At 68.6% G+C, this 19,167-nt stretch carries 13 protein-coding genes; 9 read left to right on the forward strand and 4 right to left on the reverse strand.

Annotation, left to right across the window (positions count from 1 at the left end; translation table 11 throughout):
- The first annotated feature begins 307 nt into the window (after window positions 1–307).
- The 5 genes from ACWGN5_RS17385 (at window position 308) to ACWGN5_RS17405 (ending at window position 10,948) form a co-directional block, all read left to right on the forward strand.
- Window positions 308–1,819, forward strand: a complete 1,512-nt coding sequence (locus tag ACWGN5_RS17385; protein WP_453515838.1) for a DUF2397 family protein — start codon at window positions 308–310, stop codon at window positions 1,817–1,819.
- On the forward strand, window positions 1,816–3,108 hold the full coding sequence (locus tag ACWGN5_RS17390; protein ID WP_453515841.1) for a DUF2398 family protein: 1,293 nt from the start codon (window positions 1,816–1,818) through the stop codon (window positions 3,106–3,108). Before ACWGN5_RS17385 ends, ACWGN5_RS17390 begins: the two co-directional genes overlap by 4 nt.
- Window positions 3,105–8,405 carry an SbcC/MukB-like Walker B domain-containing protein gene (locus ACWGN5_RS17395; RefSeq protein WP_453515843.1) on the forward strand — a complete coding sequence of 1,767 codons (5,301 nt, stop codon included), beginning with the start codon at window positions 3,105–3,107 and terminating at the stop codon, window positions 8,403–8,405. Before ACWGN5_RS17390 ends, ACWGN5_RS17395 begins: the two co-directional genes overlap by 4 nt.
- Window positions 8,405–9,676, forward strand: a complete 1,272-nt coding sequence (locus tag ACWGN5_RS17400) for a TIGR02679 domain-containing protein (RefSeq protein ID WP_453515844.1) — start codon at window positions 8,405–8,407, stop codon at window positions 9,674–9,676. The genes ACWGN5_RS17395 and ACWGN5_RS17400 overlap by 1 nt, the downstream gene beginning before the upstream one ends.
- Before the next feature lie 297 nt (window positions 9,677–9,973).
- Window positions 9,974–10,948 carry a hypothetical protein gene (locus ACWGN5_RS17405; RefSeq protein WP_453515847.1) on the forward strand — a complete coding sequence of 325 codons (975 nt, stop codon included), beginning with the start codon at window positions 9,974–9,976 and terminating at the stop codon, window positions 10,946–10,948.
- An 823-nt stretch (window positions 10,949–11,771) separates the two neighbouring features.
- Here the strand turns inward: ACWGN5_RS17405 and ACWGN5_RS17410 are convergent.
- Both ACWGN5_RS17410 and ACWGN5_RS17415 read right to left on the reverse strand, forming a co-directional pair.
- On the reverse strand, window positions 11,772–12,512 hold the full coding sequence (locus ACWGN5_RS17410) for a hypothetical protein (protein ID WP_453515849.1): 741 nt from the start codon (window positions 12,510–12,512) through the stop codon (window positions 11,772–11,774).
- 74 nt (window positions 12,513–12,586) lie between these two features.
- On the reverse strand, window positions 12,587–13,519 hold the full coding sequence (locus tag ACWGN5_RS17415) for an oxidoreductase (protein WP_453515852.1): 933 nt from the start codon (window positions 13,517–13,519) through the stop codon (window positions 12,587–12,589).
- A 234-nt stretch (window positions 13,520–13,753) separates the two neighbouring features.
- Here ACWGN5_RS17415 and ACWGN5_RS17420 point away from each other — a divergent pair, with 234 nt between their 5' ends.
- The 4 genes from ACWGN5_RS17420 to ACWGN5_RS17435 all read left to right on the forward strand — a co-directional run bounded on the left by ACWGN5_RS17420 (window position 13,754) and on the right by ACWGN5_RS17435 (window position 17,099).
- Entirely contained in the window at window positions 13,754–14,794 is a 1,041-nt protein-coding gene (locus tag ACWGN5_RS17420) for an alcohol dehydrogenase catalytic domain-containing protein (RefSeq protein ID WP_453515854.1), read from the forward strand.
- Between the two features lie 32 nt (window positions 14,795–14,826).
- Window positions 14,827–15,669 (forward strand): helix-turn-helix transcriptional regulator, encoded by an 843-nt coding sequence (locus ACWGN5_RS17425; RefSeq protein ID WP_453515857.1) that lies wholly within the window; start codon window positions 14,827–14,829, stop codon window positions 15,667–15,669.
- A 44-nt stretch (window positions 15,670–15,713) separates the two neighbouring features.
- The gene (locus ACWGN5_RS17430; RefSeq protein WP_453515858.1) at window positions 15,714–16,406 is read left to right on the forward strand and encodes a PaaI family thioesterase; all 693 of its coding nucleotides are present in this window, start codon (window positions 15,714–15,716) and stop codon (window positions 16,404–16,406) included.
- Window positions 16,407–16,670: 264 nt separating this feature from the next.
- On the forward strand, window positions 16,671–17,099 hold the full coding sequence (locus ACWGN5_RS17435) for an ATP-binding protein (protein WP_453515861.1): 429 nt from the start codon (window positions 16,671–16,673) through the stop codon (window positions 17,097–17,099).
- A 442-nt stretch (window positions 17,100–17,541) separates the two neighbouring features.
- Here ACWGN5_RS17435 and ACWGN5_RS17440 read toward each other — a convergent pair whose 3' ends face one another.
- Window positions 17,542–18,216, reverse strand: coding sequence for a TetR/AcrR family transcriptional regulator (locus tag ACWGN5_RS17440; protein WP_453515864.1), 675 nt, complete (start codon window positions 18,214–18,216; stop codon window positions 17,542–17,544).
- Complete coding sequence (locus tag ACWGN5_RS17445; protein WP_453515865.1) at window positions 18,213–18,845, reverse strand: GTP cyclohydrolase II; 633 nt, start codon at window positions 18,843–18,845, stop codon at window positions 18,213–18,215. The genes ACWGN5_RS17440 and ACWGN5_RS17445 overlap by 4 nt, the downstream gene beginning before the upstream one ends.
- Between the last annotated feature and the right edge of the window lie 322 nt (window positions 18,846–19,167).

Here is a 19,167-nt window from a genome sequence, read left to right on the forward strand (position 1 = left end):
TGGTCCCAGGTCGGGATCGCCGCCGGGTCACCCGGCCCAGGGGCAGCACTCCCGGCCTTCAAGGAGGACCGCCGCCCCAGGCCCTTCCCGGTCCTGACCGAGCCGACAGTCTTACTGCACACCTGCCATACCGAAATTCGCCAAAATGATCTAGATTCGGTGTTGAGTTCTATTTGACGTGAATGTCAGACCCTCCCTCTATCGTCCCTGATGTCGCTGCCCGGGCTTCCCGGCAGGGGCTGCCCCGCCCTGCCCGGCCGCCGACGGCAGCCCGGCAAGGGACGTGAACGAAGGGAAGGAAGAACGTGTGGCAGAGGACTGGTGGACCGTCCTGGAAACCGACCTCTTCGACGTCTTCACGGACGAAAGGCAGGCAGGAAAGCAACGCCTGACCGGCGCCGTCCTGGCCGCTCTGCTGGTGGCGAGCAGCCGTGGCCCCATGTGGGCGCTGGCAGACATCAGAAAGTTGCTCGCCGAGGTCGGCTACGAGCACTCCGCCAGCAACGAAGACCTGAGCGACGTCCTTGAAGCCCTCAAGCACCACGGATACGTCACGCCGAGCGTGGACCACAGTGCAGCCGTGGAGAGTCTCAGCGACGGACGCCGCCGCCGGGAGGCATGGGCCCTTACACGGCAAGGCCGAGTGGTCGTCGCAGGCCTCCGCGACATCACCCGCCGCTTGAACAGGACCCTGCGGCTTCCCCCGCGCCTGCTCGACGCCATCGAGCAGACACTCCAGACCTTGCTCCACCACTACCACCACGACGTCGAAATGCTCGACCCCACCCTCGACCAGATCCGCTCTCACCTGGAACAACTCCAAGAAGCAGGAGGGGACTTCTACAGCGCGGTCGGCGCCCTAGCCCAAAACGACGTCACCGACGACACCGTCTTCGCCACCAGCCGCGCCCACATCCTCCGCGCCCTGCAGCACTTCGCCCGGCGAACCGAACAATCCCTCACCCAGGTCAAGGCCGCCTTCGACGCCCTGACAGACATCGGCCGGCACAACCTCCTGCACCGTGCCGTCTCCGGCGCGGGCATCCTCGACCCGGCAGAACAGCAGGCATGGACCAACGACAGGGAACAGGACCTGGCCGACCTCGAAGCCTGGTTCGTCCCCAACGGCTCCATCGAACGCCTCGTCCACGCCGCCGCCGACGCCATCCACGCCCTCCTGGGAGCCATCGACCGCCGCTTCTACGCCAGCGCCCGCGGCAGCGACGTCGGCGAAGACTTCCGCCAGCTTGCACGCATGTTGCACGCCCAGCCCACCGAAGCAGGCACGCAGAAAGTGTTCGCCGCCGCCTTCGGCGTCTGGCCCGCCCGGCACGCGGTGGAGAGCATCGAAGAGGACCTCGCCCCCCACCACGCCGCAGACGCCGCGACCAGCCACCCCATCAACGTGGTCCTGCGGCCCCACGACCGAGGGACGCGATCCGCCGGCGCACCCCACAAGGTCGCCGACCTCGCCGTACAGCGGCAGGCCGCCGAAGCCGCCGAACAGGCCGACATCGCCAGAATCCAACACGTCGCCGCTTCACTGGCCACCCCCGGACCAGTCCCGCTGACCCACTTCACCGGCCTTGACGCCAACCACACCGGAGTTCTCATCGACCTCGTCGAAGAAGCCCTCAACAACTTCGACGATCAGACCGGGACAGGAACAGCCGCCACCCTGGGCGCCGAACTGACCCTGCGGATCGGCCATCCGCAACGCGCCGTCAGCGTCGCTTTCGAGGAAGGAACACTCACCATCCACGACTTCCTCGTACACATCCAAGCCACCGGAGAGCACCGAAGCGGGGAAGCCGCATGAGCACCCCCCGCCCAGACGAACTGCCCCTCAGCAGCGAAGCCGAGACCGTCGTGGCAGGCCTGCTCCACCACCAGTTCCTCACCGAAGAGTCCGATCCCGAACCGTTCCGCCTCGCCTGCCACCACCGGCACGAGATCACCCACTGGTTCAGCCACAACCCCGGCTGGCGCTTCCACACCGACCGCCAGGCCGGTATGTGCCGCCTCTACAAGCGCAGCCTCGACCCACCCGCCGGCCGCGGCCCCCTCCTGCACCGCAGCAAGCCCTCCGCGCGCCTGCCCATCTCCCCCCTCGTGCAGGTACTGGCCGCCCTGATCTGCGAACAGATGTGGCGTGCCACCCAGACCACTTTCAACCAGCTCCAACGCGCCGTCATCCAGGCATGCGGCACCGAATCCGCGACGGGCCGCCTGCCACGGTTCCAGCCGGTCGCCCCCGCCGGACACAAACAGTCCACCGCAGCCGCACACCGCATGGCCTTCATCGACGCCCTGCGACTCCTGCAGTCCTGGCACATCCTCGCCTTCGGCCAGCCCCTGAACATCCTCGAACAGGACCTCGGCGCGGACCTGGACATCAGCGCCCGCCGCGAACGCCTCGCCATGCTGATCGCCAGCCCGCCGCCCTCCCTGCTCACCGTCGACCTGGACGACCCGGAAAGCCACGTCGCCGCCCTGTGCCCGGACCAGACCCCACCACCCCGCGACGCCACCTCGCTCGACACGGCACGACACCACCGCCACACAGCACTGCGCGCCGTCCTGGACGACCCCGGCCTCGCTTTCGACCCCGACAGCGGACCCGGCCGCTACCTGGCGACAGACAACGGCCGCGAGCACGCACTGACAACAGCTGCGACAGCAGGCCTCACCTGCACAGTCCGACGCGACTGGTGGATGATCACCGATCCGGCCGGCCACACCACCGACGCCACATTCCCCCGCAGCCGCACCGTCGAACAGCAAGCAGCCCTGGTGCTCCTGGACACCCTCAAGCGCCGAGGAAACCCCATGGCCTGGTTCGGCCTCCACTGGGCCGCCGAAGCACTCGACGGACACCTCAGACAGCGCCCGTGGTGGGCCCGCGCCTACCAGAACCCCGGGAAAGCCAAAGACCTCGCCACCGCGGCCGTGCTCCACCTGACCTCCGCAGGCCTCTGCGCCGCCGACCCGCCACCGGGCACCGGATGGCAGCCGACACCCGCGATCCACCTGTGGCAGCCCAGCATCACCGACGCACCCCGGCCCCACACCACAACACCGACACCTCAGGAAGACACCCCGGCATGACCGACCCCACCGCCCCAGGCCACCACAACCTCCCCGATCTTGCCGGACCCTTCACCAAGACACCGACCCTCGACCCCCACCCCACCGCCCACGGGCGATGGCAGCCGACCAGGGCCGGAGCGGTCAACTCGTGGCTGTGGGCCAGAGAGGAGTTCGCCTACCTCAACGGCAATCTCGCCCTGGTCGGCCAGAACGGCTCGGGAAAGTCGCTGAGCAGCTCCGTGCTGTGCCCCACCTTCGTCGACGGCAATGTCACCGCCAAAGGCCTCTCCGCAGCCGCGGAAGCCGGAGGAACCCTGACCAACATCCACACCCTCGGCAGGCCAGGACCACCCAAGAGCGGTACCTGGTGGCAGGAGTACGGACGAACCGACCCCACCAGCCCCGCCCCCACCACCCGCTGGCTCACAGCAGGCCTGTGGCTGCACAGCGGCGGAGGCCAGCGCACCAGCCTGGAACGTGCCTGGTTCCTCGTACCCGCCCGCGTCCACGCCCAGATCATCCTCGAACGCGACGGCATGCCCGTCACCATCGCCGACCTCGCCGCCCAACTCGCCGCACACGACGGTCTGCTGTTCACCTCATCCACCCGCCTGGAACAGCAGTGCCGCGACCACGCCTCCGTCCTGCGAAAGGAAGAGGACTACGCCCAAGCCGTCCGCGAACAGCTCTACCAGCCGCTCGACACCACCCAGACCGACGCCCTCGCCACGGTCCTGCGAGCCCTGCGCAGCGTCCAGGCCGGGGACAAGATCAGCCCGCGGGTGATGGAGGAGACCCTCACCTCCGCCCTGCCCGCCCTCGAGACCCGACGCATCCAGAACCTGGCCGACGCCCTGAGCAAAGCCGAACAGCTCCGGGCCCACCTGCAAGCCGCTCACACCGAACACGACATCCTCTCCGGCATCCGCAGCACCTACCGCCGATACGTCGCCGCAGCCGCCACCACCACCGCCACCGCCTACACCACCCTTCACGCCCTCCACACGGACGCACACACCGCCCACCGCACAGCCCTGCGCGAGCAGGACCAAGCGCACGAACACCACGAGAAGACCGGCAGCGCCCTGCACGAGGCACAGGCACAGACAGAGCGGCTGGAAGAGACGGTCCGCAGGATCCGAAAGCGGCTCGACGGCCACCCGGGATCGAACCTCACCGACCTCGGCGACCACGCCCAAGAGGCCGACGAACGCGCCGCCCAGAGCCATACTCACGCCGAAGAAGCACGAACCGTCTTTCACCAGCATCAGGCCCGCCACCGTGCCGACAGCCACGACGCCGAAACAGCCATGGCGGCCTGGAGAGGCACCACGAGCCGCCTGGGCGCCCTCGCCCGTGACCTGAGGGCCGAGCCGTTCTACCAACCCCTCGCCGCAGCCCTCACAAAAACCCTCCACCACGACAGCGACACCGCAAAGACAGCCCGTGAGCCCGCCGCGATCTGGGCCCGCGCACAGGCCGAGGCAGCCGAGAGCGTCCACAGCGCGCTGAACCACCTCGCACGGGAACAGGAAAGCCACCTCGAGGCCCAAGACCTCTACGAGGGCAAGCGGCAGCACGCCGCCGAAGCAGCCCATCACTTCCAGGACGCGACCGAGACCCTGGAACAGACCGAAGACACCGTCCGGGAAGCACTGACCCGCTACAGCCGGCAACTCAAACGACTGCCCCCACTTCCGCCAGAACTCTGCAACGCCACCCCGCTCAACCCCGCCGCCATCCGAGCCTGGGCCGACGATCAGACCGCTGGCATCCTCGCCGGCCTCGACATCCGAGCCCGCGAGGAACGCGCAGTCCAACGAAGCAGCGCCGCCGAACAAGCACAGGCCCGCACCACAGAAGCCGCCGAGCTAACCCAAGAAGCCATGCGGCAATCACGACGCATGGCAGACACACTGACCGCGAAAGCCGACACCCTCACCGACGCCCCCGCCTCCCTGCACACCCTCGCCGACGCATCCCGCACAGCAGGCACCCAGACCCACGCCGCCATCCCCGACACCGCCGAACAGGACACCCTCCTCGACTCCCTCGAGCAGACCGCCCATCACGACCTCACACAACGCCGGCTCCTCCTCCAGCACGCCGCACGCGACCTGACCGCCGCCACCCACGCACAAGACCAGGCCATCACCTCACTCACCCACGCCCGAAACACCCAGGCCGCCGCCCACACCGCCCAACAAACAGCACGCACCAGGCGAAGCAGTGCCGACCAGCAAGCACACACCTGGGCCCGGAACGTCCACGCATGGGCAGCCAGCCTGAAAGTCCTCGATGCCAGCCGCCTTCGTCTGCCCCACCTCACCGACACCACCCCCGACCTCACCGCGGCTCACCACCTGACACAGGACACCGCGGCAGCCCACCGCCGCGCCGTCGAATCCCTCACCGGACGCCTTGCAAAAGCCGAACTGCGCCTCAGGGCCGACCGCGCACATCTCGAGGACCTCGACGCCGAGATCCGGCACGCCCACACGACGAGCCCCCCTCCCGCATCAGCCGACTGGAGATCGTCCAGGCAAGGCAGGCCCGGCGCACCCTTGTGGCAAGTCGTCGAATTCGCCCCACACATCACGCCCGAGGAGGCCGGCGCACTGGAAGGCGCCCTGCTCGCAGCCGGACTGCTGGACGCGTGGGTCTCACCCACAGGCGAACTCGCATCCGGCGACACCACCCTGCTGCCCACCGCCGAGGGGCACGGCCCGACCCTGGCAGACGTCCTGCAGCCCGACGCCCACACGCCACTCGCCAAGACTCTCGTGCACCGCCTCCTCGCAGGCATCCCGCTTCTGAAGCCCGGCGAGAAGCCCGAGCCCGGGCAGACCGCCGTCTGCCTGGACGGAACCGCATACCTCGGACCCCTGGCCGCCGCATCACCAACCACCTGGAGCGCCCGCCACATCGGCTCCGCGGCCCGAGCACGCGCCCGCCTGCAGCGACTCGCCGAACTGAACGAAAAACGAGAGCACGCCACCACAGCGCTCACCGCGTCCCAGGAGCTGGTCAACCAGCTCAACAGCAGCCTTGCCGCCGCCGACCAGGAACAGACCAGCCCCGACCCGACCCCATGGCTCCGGGCCGAGGAAGCAGCCGCCACCAGCGCCCTCGAGGCCGAGATCAAAACAGCGGCCGCAGCAGACGCGGGGAAGACCGCCGAAGCCGCAGAAGAACACCGCAAGGCCACCACTCGCACGGCCCGCAGAGCCTGCGACAGCGCTCGCATCCAGACGAACCAGCAAGCCGCGGAAGACACACAGCATCTCTGCAACGAGCTGACCGGACACATCGGCGGCGCGGCAACCGCAGCAAGGACCGCGCACACGGCCGCCCGCACACTGAGCCAGACGCGCGAACACGCCGCGCAGGCCCGCGCGCAGGCCGCCCAAGCCGAACACGAACTGGCCACGGCCCGGCAAGCCGTAGCCGAGACGGAGCAGGACCGCAACGGCCTTCCCCGTGAACTCGGCCTCGTCCCTCCCGCGCAGGAAGCGGCCGCACACGCCCATCAGCAGGCCCAGGAAGCCGCTCATCAGGCCCACGACGCCGAGGAGGCACTCAGCCGCCACACGAGCCGGCTCACCCACGCCAAAGCCGACGCGGCCGCCCAGGCCCGCCGCGCCCCTGTCGAGCTCCCCGTGAAAACCGAAGACCTCGCCAGATACCGCGACAACCTGAGAGCCTTCACAGCGGCCCTCGAGGAGTGGACAGCCACAGCCCTGCAGGCACACTTCACCGCCCGCACCGCAGCCGGCAGCCTCCAGCATGCCCACACCGCCGAACAACAGCTGGAGCGGCTTGTCCGGCGCTCCACCGCCGATCAGCAGGCTGCCCGCCAGGCGCGCTACCGGTTCGACGAGGAAACTCGCCAGCACGGGCGCCCCTACCAGGAGATGTCCGCCGAACTGGAGAGCCGTCTGGGAGAACAGCGCGACGCCCACACCTGCCTGGACAAAGCCCGAAAGACCCGGGAAGACGCACTCATCGACCTTCTGCGCAAGCAGGACGCGACCCGCGCGTGCCAGGAACACCTCACCACCGCAGCCGAGGACCAAAAGGCCGGCCTCACCCGCCTGCAGGAACTGTTCGACCATGGCCTCGTCGCCGAGCTGGCGGACAGCGAAACCCTGCACAGGCCAGAGCAGCCCGGCGAAGCACTGAAGATCGCGACGGCGCTCATGCAACAGCGCGGCCTCGACAGAACTCCGGACCGCGTCCAGGCCGCAGAAGCCGAGAACAAGGCCAAGGCGCAGCTCGACGGCCGCATCCGCCACGAGGTCAGCCGCCTGCTGCAGATCAACCGCCACGTCACCGCTGAAGACATCCCTGACACCACCTGGAGGCGGATCACCGTCACCCAACTGGGACACACCGGTGAAGCCGGCACCGCCCGCAACCTCACACAGTCACTCAAAGAGATCCTGGCCGAGCTCACGCGCATCATCACCCGGCTCGAAAGCGACTTCGACGAGCAGGTCCAAAACGAGGTCAAGGGTGTTGTCTTCTCCGAACTCAGGCGGGACATCAACCTCCGCATCGACATGGCCACCCGCATCGTCGACGACATCACCACAACGCTCGACGGCGTCCGCACCGGCGTGGCCAACGTCGGAATCCGCCTCTCCTGGAAGCCCAAGAACGACCCGATCGCCCGCGAAGCCCTCCACCTCATCCAGGACGCAGACCTCACAGGAAACTTCAACCGCATGTACGACTTCTTCATCGAGCTTCTGAAGACCGAAGAAGGCGCCCACCCCACATGGGCGAAGAGAGTCGAAAGCGTCTTCAACTACCGGAACTGGTTCGCCTGGGAGATTGCCCTGACGCACAAAGAGTTCCGCGACGATCCCTCCAGCGACACCGAGGTCTTCCGCACCCTGACCACCCGCAGCAACCCCCTCGCCACCCTGTCCGGGGGAGAGAAGCGACTCGTCACGATGCTGCCGCTCCTCGCAGCAGCGCACGCCTTCTACTCGACCGAGGGCTACACAGGACCGCGCATGATCTTCATCGACGAACTCAACGCAGCCCTCGACTCCAAGAACCTGCGCAAACTACTGGAACTCCTGCAGACCTGGCAGTTCGACGCAATCGTCACCCTCCCCTCCATGCGCCCACTCCTGGTCGCCGAGACACCGGGCATCGCAATCCACCACATCCACAAAACCGACACAGCCCGCTACAGCATCCCCAGCATCTGGACCGGCTCAGGCGCCCCCCGCACCATCCGCATCCACGCAGACGTCCCCGCTCCGCGGTCACACCAGACGCCCCAGACCGAGACGAGCACCTGATGCCCAGCGACCTGCAGGACCCAGCCATCCGCCCCCTGTGGCAGTCCCTCGCCGACCGCCTGGCCCGCGGATGCGACCCCGCAGCCATCAAGACCACGACCGTCCACCTGACCCGCGACGCCCAGGCCCTCATCGCCGGATGGCTGGCCCACTCGGCGCCCGGCGGACGCCGCCGCCCCCTGCAGACCAACAGCAACGGCACCACCATCCCCGTCCCCCGCCTCCTCACCGCACTCGGATACACCCCCCACGACCTGCGAACCCTCATCGAAAACGCAGGAATCGACATCCCCGACACCGCCGGCACACGTACAGCAGCCCACCTGCGGCGCACCGCCATCGACACATACGCCGCATGCCACCTGCCAGACACCCCCCTGCTCAACGCGCGTCTGCGGTCCTACGGAATCAGCGAAGAAACCATCGAAGAGCGCCGCTTCCTCATCGACTGCCTGGCACGCGTGCGGACACTCCTGCCCCTGCCCCGACCCCTGCCCCTCGCCATCCTGGCCGACCGCTGCACCGGCGACCCCCACTACTTCGACCTCAACGACAACGGCCGCGGAGCGCTGCTCATCCTCCTGGCCCGCGACCTCCTCCACGCCCAACACCCCGACACCCCCGCCGACGAGCGAAAACTCCTGACGCGCCTCGGCATCGTCGCCGACCGCCTGTCCCAAACCGTCCTCCTGCTCAACGTCAAGGCGACAGGCAACGGCCCCACCGACAGAGCGCTCAACCTCGCCTGGAAAGACCGTCGCCCCCTTCACCTCACACTCCACGACCTCACAGCCCACCCGCCGGCACTCGACGCCGACCAGAACCTGCTCGTCGTCGAGAACACGTCACTCATCGACGAAGCTCTCGAACGCCACGTGACCAGACCACTCGCCTGCACGAGAGGGAACCTGAGCGCAGTCGACCACACGCTGCTCGCCCTCGCCCAAGACACCGGCCTGACTATCGAGTACGCCGGCGACCACGACCCCTGGGGACACGCCATCGCCGACACGGTTCGCCGCCGCTACCAAGCCACCCCGGTCGCGATGGACGCCGCCGCCCACCGCGCCGCCATCGACGCAGAACCCGACTGGCGCCGCAGCGCACGCCTGCGATGCGAACCGGCCGACGCCGAGCCTCTGCAGGACAGGATCTACCAAGAGAACAGCGCCCTCATCGACATCTTGCTGGGCCCCGACAGGGACCTTTGGCCCCATGCGGCTCGACCGCACAGCGGACCACCCGGAGGAGTCGGCCGCGGCTCACCCTGAGCAGGCGACAGGGGCTGTGCACCCTCGGTTCCCCACCGCAGCTGTCTGCGAACCCAAGGAACCGGGGTGCCCGCCCCGCTGCCATGAAGAGGCCAAGATGTCGCTGAAAGCCAAGGTCACGCATAGGCATGGGCCGCAGCAGCACTGCGCACCAGGAAGGTCCGGCCTGCAAGCATGCGGGCCGAGATTGGAGAGATGGCAGATGAAGAGGAGGAATTTTAGCGGACAGATCTCCATTCACGGAGCGACTGCTTCGATCACCCCAGGCGGTGCGGCACGCCGTCCTACGGTGGGCCGGTGATGAACGGAATCATGCAATACATCCCGGTTGGCTACATGGGCCGTCTTGGGATCCAGGTCGACAAGTACTACGGGCGACCGATGGACACCATCGCGCTGCAAAACACCGACAGGGTGCACAGCGACCTTCGATGCCCCAGCGTGGCCAACCGCAAAGAACCAACCGGAAAGCGCCGTGCCCTGTTCGACACGGACACCGCATCGCGTATGTGCGTCTGCTGTCTAGTGGAGGCCGACGACCCGCGCGAGGAGGGGCTGCACGATGCCGTCATCGACCTGGTGTCCCTCCGTGAGCTGCTCGACGAAGAAGTCGAGGAAGAGCAGAACCGTGAAGACCCCCAGCACGTGCCCGACTACCTGGGAGGGAACTTCAACCCGTACCACTGGCGCACCATCCAGTCCGACCTGGCCAAGACCGTCAACAGCCTTCAAGCCCACCCCTGGCTGCAACATTGGGCATCTGCAGACTTGATCCGTGCCGCGACATACGCGGAGCGCCGATGCACGGAACGCAGAGGGCTCATCAATCTGGCCGTGATGGAGCGAACCGCAACAGCCCTGAATGACCTCAGGCGGTCCAAGTCCCAACTGGCACGGGCGTGGTCGAGCTGGCGGTCCAGAGAGGACTGCTCCCTTCCCAGCCCGGACGGCGAGCACTACGAGAGAATCGCTCGGCTGCACCACTCAGACGCAGAAGCCACGTCGGCCGAAACGAATGTGACGATCAGTGTGCGGCTGCCGCCCATGCGACTCGACTCGGACGGGCTCTATATCGGGGACACGCTGTCGAACTGGGAGCAGGACGCAATCGCTGCCTACAAGACAGCCGCCGACTGGGATTCGGGCACCGTCACGCTGACGGCCTCACCCGTCGTCGCTCGCGAACTGCTGTGCCCGGCCAGGAACCTCGACCTTGCCGCAGTCGTGCAAGCCGGCAGCCGTCCTCGCCCACAGGTTCGGCCTGAACCCTGAATCAGGCCTGGCGGCCCGACGCGGTGCGCCTGTCAACGTGTACCGCCCCGCTTGGACGTACCGCCGTTACAGAACAGGAAACCGCTCTGCGGCCGGATGGCGAAGAGCGCCGATGCCAACGGTCACGTCACATGAGCGCCTGCCGGCCCCGAGACCGCTCTGCGGTCATCATCTGAAAACCGCTGCCGCTGAAGCGCCATCCCTCGAGCTGCCCAGAGTGCGTCGTCGGGGAGGGCCATGAATGGAGGTGCCAGTGGCGCAGGGCGTACAGACGTCCCAGGCCGGATGCATCGGCCGTGCGCGTGCGATGAGGACCATGCCTCGCCGATCGCGGGGCTTTTCGGTGGCTCACCTTTGAAGATGTGGATCGAGATTCTCGGCCCGCTGACGGCGTCGAAGACGTACAGCTTGCTGTCTCGTGCTTCGTAGCAGGCGAAGCCTGGCTGCAGTGTGGAAATTCGCATAATTCCCAGCCCCAACTTCATGAGCGTCCCCATGGGGAGCGCGGAGCTGCTTCGCTGTGACCAAGGGGACGTCGCAACTTCCTGGGCCGCCCGGTAACCAGCCGGTCTTCAGAGACGGGGCGGGCCGTCAAGGATGAGCGCAGCTCATCGCGGTAGCGACGCCGTCAGGCGTCCTTGATAGGCCGACGCGGCCCGCACACTCCGAGACTGGGCGGCCCATCCTCGACACCTTCGTCACCCGGTGGGTTCCCTGGTGACGAAGAAGCTCGGGTCGGGGAACTACTTGAACGTCAATGCGGCGAGTTCATCGAGCGGCAGCGCGGCCACCTCTGCGATGCTGCAGCCGCCGACGGTGACGGTCAGGGCGCCCGGCGAGAGCCGGCGCCCCGGCAGACTCCGCAGGGCACCTCGCGCATATAACCGGCGAACCGGCTCTGGGCGGCCCCGGACTCGGCGCCTTCGACGTATCGGCGCTCAATGTGCGGGATGACTCCTTCGTAGCGGGACAGGTGCGAACGCTCGCGGCCGAAACGGTTCCGGTAGGAGAGGCGCAGTTGGCGATCCGCCCCGGTCAGTACCATCTGTTTCACCTCAGCAGGAAGCTGACGCCAGGAGGTGGCGGTGCTGAAGCCGGCGTCGGCGGCCAGGGCTTCGAGGAGGCGGGCGAAGTACTCGGCGCCGCTGGTGTTGGTCCACGGGGCGATGGCGCCCTCGGCCAGGAACTTGGTGTCGTCCGGGACAACGAGTGCGGAGTCCACTTCCATCGCCGAGCCGAGGCCGGTGCAGGCGGGGCAGGCGCCCCAGGGAGCGTTGAAGGAGAACAGCCTTGGCTCCAGTGACTCCAGGCCGATGCTGTGGGAGCGAGGGCAGGCCATTGCCTCGGAGAAGACCGACTCACGCCCCGGATACTCTGGTTCACGGTCCACGAACTCGACCCGCAGGACACCGCCGCCGAGCCCCAGTGCGGTTTCCACAGACTCCGTCAGCCGCTGGCGGACACCGTCCTTGACGGCCGTCCGGTCCACCACCACGTCGATGGAATGTTTCTTCCGTTTGTCGAGCGCGGGCGCCGAGGCAAGCGCGAAGACTGTTCCGGACACCGCGGCGGAAGGCGGGCCAAGTGGCTGCCGCCCGCTCACAGGGCTGGTGAGCAGCCGGACGGAGCAGGCCGTGGTCAATGGAAGTCGTAGCGGACCTGGGTGAGTTCTTCGGATACGGTCCACAGGCGGTCGGCGGTCTTGAGGTCCTGGGCGGCTTTGTCGGGCTGGACGAGGGTGGGGTGGCCGCGGAGTTCGCCGCGGCCGTCTGGGCCTGCGAACTGGCCGCCTTGGATGCCGGGGGCGGTCGCGGCGTAGAGCTGGTTCCAGGCACCGTGCTCGACGGGCTGGGCCATGAGCGGGTTGGCGATTTTGGCGAAGGCGAAGCGGAGCAGTCCGGTAGGACCGCTGGACTGGAGGTTGGTGCTGGAGTAACCGGGGTGGGCCAGCACGCTGCGGACGGTGGAGCCGACGGCGCGGAGGCGGCGGTCGAGTTCGAGGCCGAAGAGGGTGTTGGCGAGCTTGGACTGGGAGTAGTAGGCGCGAGGGGAGTAGGCGCGCTCGCCCGTCAGGTCGTCGAAGAAGATCGTGCCGCCGCGGTGCTCGACGGAGCTGATCGTCACCACGCGTGCGTCGCGGCCTGCGGAGGCGGACTGCTCCAGGCGGCAGAGGAGGAGGCCGGTGAGGGCGAAGTGGCCGAGGTGGTTGGTGGCGAACTGCAGCTCGTGGCCCTGGCGGGTGAGGGTGCGCGGCGGCCACATGATGCCGGCGTTGTTGACCAGGAAGTCCACCGGCATGCCGTCGTCGAGGATCGAGCGGGCGAAGGCGCGGACGGAGTCGAGGTCGGACAGGTCGAGGAGACGCAGCTCGACGCGGGCGTTCGGCTGTTCGGCGAGGATCTGGTCCATGGCGGCTGTGCCGCGGGTGTGGTCCCGGGCGGTCAGGATGACGTGGGCGCCGTGACGGGCGAGCTCGCGGGCGGTCTGGAAGCCGAGGCCGCTGTTGGCGCCGGTGACGAGGGCGGTCCGGCCGGTCTGGTCGGGGATCTGGGCGCTGGTCCACTTGGACACGGGAAGCTCCTGAACATGGGGAGGACGCGGCAGGGGACCGCTGGTGGTCGAGATGGCGCCGGCTCGCTGTCGGAGCCGGTCGCTGGCCCCAGCCTCGTCCGGACGGGCGGCTCTATCCACGGCGCGGTTATCGTCGGACTGGCAGACCGTGGATAACCGCGCGTAACCGGTCAAGACTGGAGAAGCCAGCGCATGGGCGTCCCCCGCTCCGTGCGGCTACGAAGGGTTACCTCCATGTCTGCTTCCCCCATCACCGCCACGACCGTTCGCGCCGTCCAGATCGCCGCTCCGGGCCAGGCACCCGAACTCGCCGAGGTCCCGGTCCGCGCCCCCGCCCCCGGCGCCGTACGGATCACCGTTGAGGCGTGCGGCGTGTGCCACTCCGACCTCCTGGTCGGAGCCGGTCTTCTGCCGGGCACGACCTTCCCCGTCACGCCCGGGCACGAGATCGCCGGCCGGATCGATGCCCTCGGCAAGGGCGTGGAGGGCTGGCATGTCGGCGACCGGGTCGCCGTCGGCTGGTACGGCGGAAGCTGCGGGCGGTGTGACGCCTGCTGTGACGGCGACGCGATCCTGTGCCGGCAGCTTCAGGTCCCCGGAGCGGCCTACCCGGGCGGTTACGCCGACTCGATCGTCGTCCCGGCCATGGCGCTGGCCGCGATCCCCGACGAGCTGACTGCTGTCGAGGCCGCCCCGCTGGCCTGCGCGGGCGTCACCGTCTTCAACGCGTTGCGCCGCTCCGCCGCCCGCCCAGGCGATACCGTCGCCGTTCTCGGCCTTGGCGGGCTCGGGCACCTGGGCGTGCAGTTCGCCCGCGCCATGGGCTTCCGTACGGTCGCCATCGCCCGCGGTCAGGAGAAGAAGGACCTGGCCCAGCAGCTCGGTGCCGCCCACTACGTCGACAGCACCGAGGGCGAAGTCGCCGGGCAGCTCCAGGTGCTCGGCGGTGCCAAGGTCGTCCTGGCCACGGTCACCGACGCCGGCGCCATGTCCGCCACCGTCGACGGACTGGCCCGGCGCGGCGAACTGATCATCGTCGGGGTCTCGCCCGACCAGCTCCAGGTCAGCGGCCTGCAGCTGATGAACGGCGACCGCAGGATCTACGCCCACTCCTCCGGCGCCGCCCTCGACACCCAGGACACCCTGCGCTTCGCCGCGCAGACCGGCGTGCGCGCCTGGACCGAGGAGCTGCCGCTGGAGGACACCGCCGCTGCGGTGGAGCGGATGACGAGCGGCAAGGCCCGCTTCCGCATGGTCGTCACCACCGGCCGCTGACGCTCTCCTCCCCGTACGACGGAGTACGAACGATGACCGATCGCGCCGAACTCGGCCGCTTCCTGCGGGCCCGCCGCGAATCCCTCAGGCCGGCCGACGTCGGGCTTGTGCCCGGCGGTCGCCGCCGCACCCCCGGGCTGCGCCGGGAGGAGGTGGCGATGCTGGCGAACATCTCCACCGACTACTACGAGCGCCTCGAACAGGCCCGCGGCGTCAACCCCTCCGAGGCGCTGCTCGCCGCCCTCGCCCGGGCCCTGCGCCTGTCCACCGACGAACGCGACCACCTCTACGCGGTCGTCGGCTACCAGCCGCCGCAGGGCCCGTCCAGCGAGGGGTACGCCGACCCCGGCCTGATGCACATCCTGGACGCTCTCAAGGACACCCCGGCCCAGATCGTCGACGAGCTCGGCACCGTCGTCATACAGAACCCGATGGCCGCCGCCCTTCTGGGGCCGCTGACCGGACGGCCGGGCCGTGAGAGCAACGGCGCCTGGGCCTGGTTCACCCGGCCCGAGGTACGCCGTATCTACGCTGAGGAGGAGCATGAAGCGATCAGCCGCGTCATCGTCGCCGACCTGCGCGCGGCGGTCTACCGGCACGGCCACCACCCCGCCGGGCAGTCCCTCGTCGACGAACTGCTCAAGAAGAGCCCTGAGTTCGAGGCGCTTTGGGAGCTGGGCGAGGTGGCCACCGTCCGTTCCACCCGCAAGACGATCCTTCACCCGCGGGCCGGTCGCCTCGATCTGCAGTGCGACGTCGTGCTCAGCCCGAACACCGGCAACCGCCTCTTTCTCTACCGCCCCCAGCCCGGCACCGACGCCGCCGAACGCCTCGCGTTCCTCCACGTCGTAGGCAACCAGACCTTCACCGGCTGACCGCGCGCGGAGCAGTACGTACGGCCCACCGGAAGGGATCCCTCGTGACCGCACCCCCACACGCCCAGACCGGCACCACGACAGACACGACCGAGCAGACGCGCACCTACACCTGGTACGACCCCGGCCCCGCCCTCGACACCGCCCAGGACCTGTCGGGCATGGAGTTCCTGCGCACGCTCCGGCGCCACGGCCGGACCGCCCCCATGAACACGACCGTCGGCATCGCCCTGCTCACCGTCGAGCCGGGGGAGGTCACGCTTACGTTCCAGCCGCTGGATTGGCACAACAACATCATCGGCATCGTCCACGGCGGCATGATCTGCACTCTCGCGGACACCGCGATGGCCATGGCCGTGCTCTCCCGCCTGCCGGCCGGGCTGTTCCCGACGACCACCGACAACCAGACCCGCTTCTACCGGCCTGTCACCGCCGACACCGGGACCGTCCGGTGCCTGGGCACCGTCCAGCACCTCGGCCGCCGCACCGCTGCCGTCCGGGCCGAAGTCCGCGACACCCAGGGACGCCTGGTGGCAGAGGCCACCACCGCCATCGTGCCCCGCCCCGGTGCCGACGACTCCGTACCCCCGCCCCATATCGCAGCCCGTGCAGGAGGACGCGTGCCGCAGTCCCTGTCCGACCAGTCGCACCACGACACCGCCCCCGAATCCGCCGCCATCGCGCCGGCCATGGCCGCCCGCTGGGGAAGCCTGCCAGATCAGTACAGCCGCCGCTGATGACGGCGAGCCCCGGACGCCAAGCGGCCCAATCGCGGGCTCAGCGATGCCACCGATCCTGCCGTGGTGGGGCGGCCGCAATCGAGGATGACCTCACGCTGTGCACGGCGATTGGCCGTGCCCCGGGGAACCGAGGTGACCGTGCTGGGAGCGACGTGGCCGCCAACGGAGAAATCTAACCGCCTTCTGGCAATCGGCTAATCGGGCGGCTGGACTCTTCGCGGGGCGGAGTAGCGTGAGAAGGCGGAGTGAGAAGGCGCAGACATGCCAGCGGTCGAATTGAGGATCAGCCCCAGACCCGAACACGTGCGTACCGCTCGCCTCGTTGCTACAGCAGTGGCCAGGAGCGTGGGGGTTCACGAATCCCTGCTCGAGGAGATTCGTCTTGTCGTCGGAGAGGTGTGCTCGCTGGTGGTTGGCCTGCATCAAGGGGCAGGCCTCGAAGCTCCCGTTCTGGTGGCTCTGACCTCAGAGGAAGGGCAGCTCCTCGTCGAGGTTACGGCGGACAGACGCGTGCAGGTGCCTGGCCCGCCGAAGTCAGCTCCGGACGAAGGGGCCCCTTCCTACGAGCCTGATGTCCTGGCTCTCACCCTGATCAAGGGCTTGGCCAGTGATGTGGAGTTCGTCGAAACTCCCCACGGCACCCTTGTCCGCATGCGCTGGCCTGCGTCTCCTCCCTCGACGTCACCCTGAGCAGGATCAGGGGCCTGCCGGCAGGACGGGCTTTCTGTGCTGTCCCGCGCAGGGCCCCGGCGGGGTGGCTGCATGCTCGGCCGCATGGGGTGAGGGCGAGGACTCCGTGGCCCGCGGTGCTTGTGTTCGCTCCCAGTACCCAGGCAGGCCGGCAGCTGCGTTGCGATGACGCCTGGGGAGCAGGTGCCGGGGACCTGGAGCTCATCCCTTGACTGGCGGCATCGGGTGGCGTGCACCTCGGAATCCGTGGCGTACGCGTCATCGAAGGCGTCTCCAGAGAATCCGTCCTGGTGCGCGACGAGGTAGCCGGATTCGGCCGGGTGCCATGGGTTCATCGTCGCCTTTCTCTGCGGCGTCGTACGCGGCGTAGTGGCGTACGATTTCGCCGCCTTCAGCGATGCACTAGCCAGTCCCGTCGTCATCGCAGCTTCCGTACCAGGAGCTAGACCCATCGCCGATCTGCAGACGCCTGCGCGCCAGTATCCCCCGGCGCCGAAACGCCGGGGGTTCGCCCGCTGAGTGCGGGCAACAGGACCTGCTCCAGGTAGTCACTTATGAAGCCCGTCCCTGAGGGCTCGCCCCTGATCAACGGGTGCGCGAGCATTGCCCCGATGAGCGTGTGCGGCACGAACACCAATGCGGGACTGTCGGGCGGGATTTCACCTCTCGCCACTGCCCGTCGGAGGATTCCCGCGAGGCCGGCCGCAGGGGTGTCGGCGAACATCACCCGCATGGCCCGGCGGGGCGCCGGGTCAACGCCGGCTGCATTCGTTATGCCGCGCAGCAGGGCGGTGTTGCGGGCCAGAGTTGCCTCATCGAGGCGACATGCCACCGCGCGCAGGTCTCCGCGGAGCGACCCGGTGTCGATGTCGTCGAGTCCGACCAGCGGGCGGTGGCGCAGGGCAGCGGCCACCAGTTCCGCCTTGCCGGACCAGTGCCGGTACACGGTGGCCTTGCTCATGCCGGCCCGCGCTGCGACGGCATCGACGGTGAGGCACTCGTACCCGTTCTCGCCCAGCAGGTCGAGAACGACCTCGTACAGTTCGGCCTTGCGTCCGGGCGTCAGCCGCCCGCGCCGGCTCGCGCCCGCATCCTGCGCCCCCGGGGGAGCGGTCATGCGGCAGGCAGGTCGAGGGTGTGGTGGGTGTGCTCGGCCTTGGCGTGCAGGTAGCGCACGTTGGCGGCGGACAGGTGGACGCCGGTGGGGACACGCTCGGCGACCTCGACGCCCAGGGCCGTCAGTTGATCTGCCTTGTCGGGGTTGTTGGACAGCAGGCGGATGCGGGCGGGCCCGAGCGTGTGCAGCATCTGCGCGGCCGCAGTGTAGTCACGCTCGTCGTCGCCGTGACCGAGCGCCCGGTTGGCGGCGTACGTGTCGAGGCCCTGGTCCTGGAGGGCGTACGCGTCGAGCTTGGCGTACAGGCCGATGCCACGTCCCTCTTGGCGCAGGTAGAGCAGGAAGCCGCCTGCCGTACTGATCCGCTCGGCGGCCTCGCGCAGCTGGGGTCCGCAGTCGCAGCGCTCGGAGCCGAAGACGTCGCCGGTGAGGCACTCGGAGTGCGGGCGTACCAGGGGCAGGTCCGCCTTCTCGTAGTCGCCGAGGCCGAAGGCGAGGTGTTCCTTGCCGTCGGCGAGGCCGGTGAAGGTGAAGACGTCGGCGGTGGTCGACCAGCCGTCGGGGAAGCGCAAGGGAACGCGCACCCGGGTGCGGATCGGTGCGGGGGCGAGGGCGTTGTCAGGCGTCATGGGAGTCCATTCGATCGCGTGCTCGAGCGACGGATGGAGACGCTGCATGTTGAAGATTCAACCCATCGCTCACGCGTGACCGTATCCCGTGAATGTTGAGACTTCAAGCTTATGGGCTGGTCTGATCGATCACTTTGGGGCCGGAGGCGATGGGCCGAAACCGGCGGCGGTGACAAGCGCCGCCTTGCGGCGCGACCGGCAATGCCGGTGCCGGGCGAGGCGGTCGGCGGCTTCGGACGCGGCCGAAGCGGTCCCTGACCCTCGGCTCTGCGTTTTGGAGCCCGGGTGTCGGCCCGCTGCCCGACCAGCCGACGGCGATCTG

This window comes from Streptomyces sp. NPDC055815, assembly GCF_053616475.1.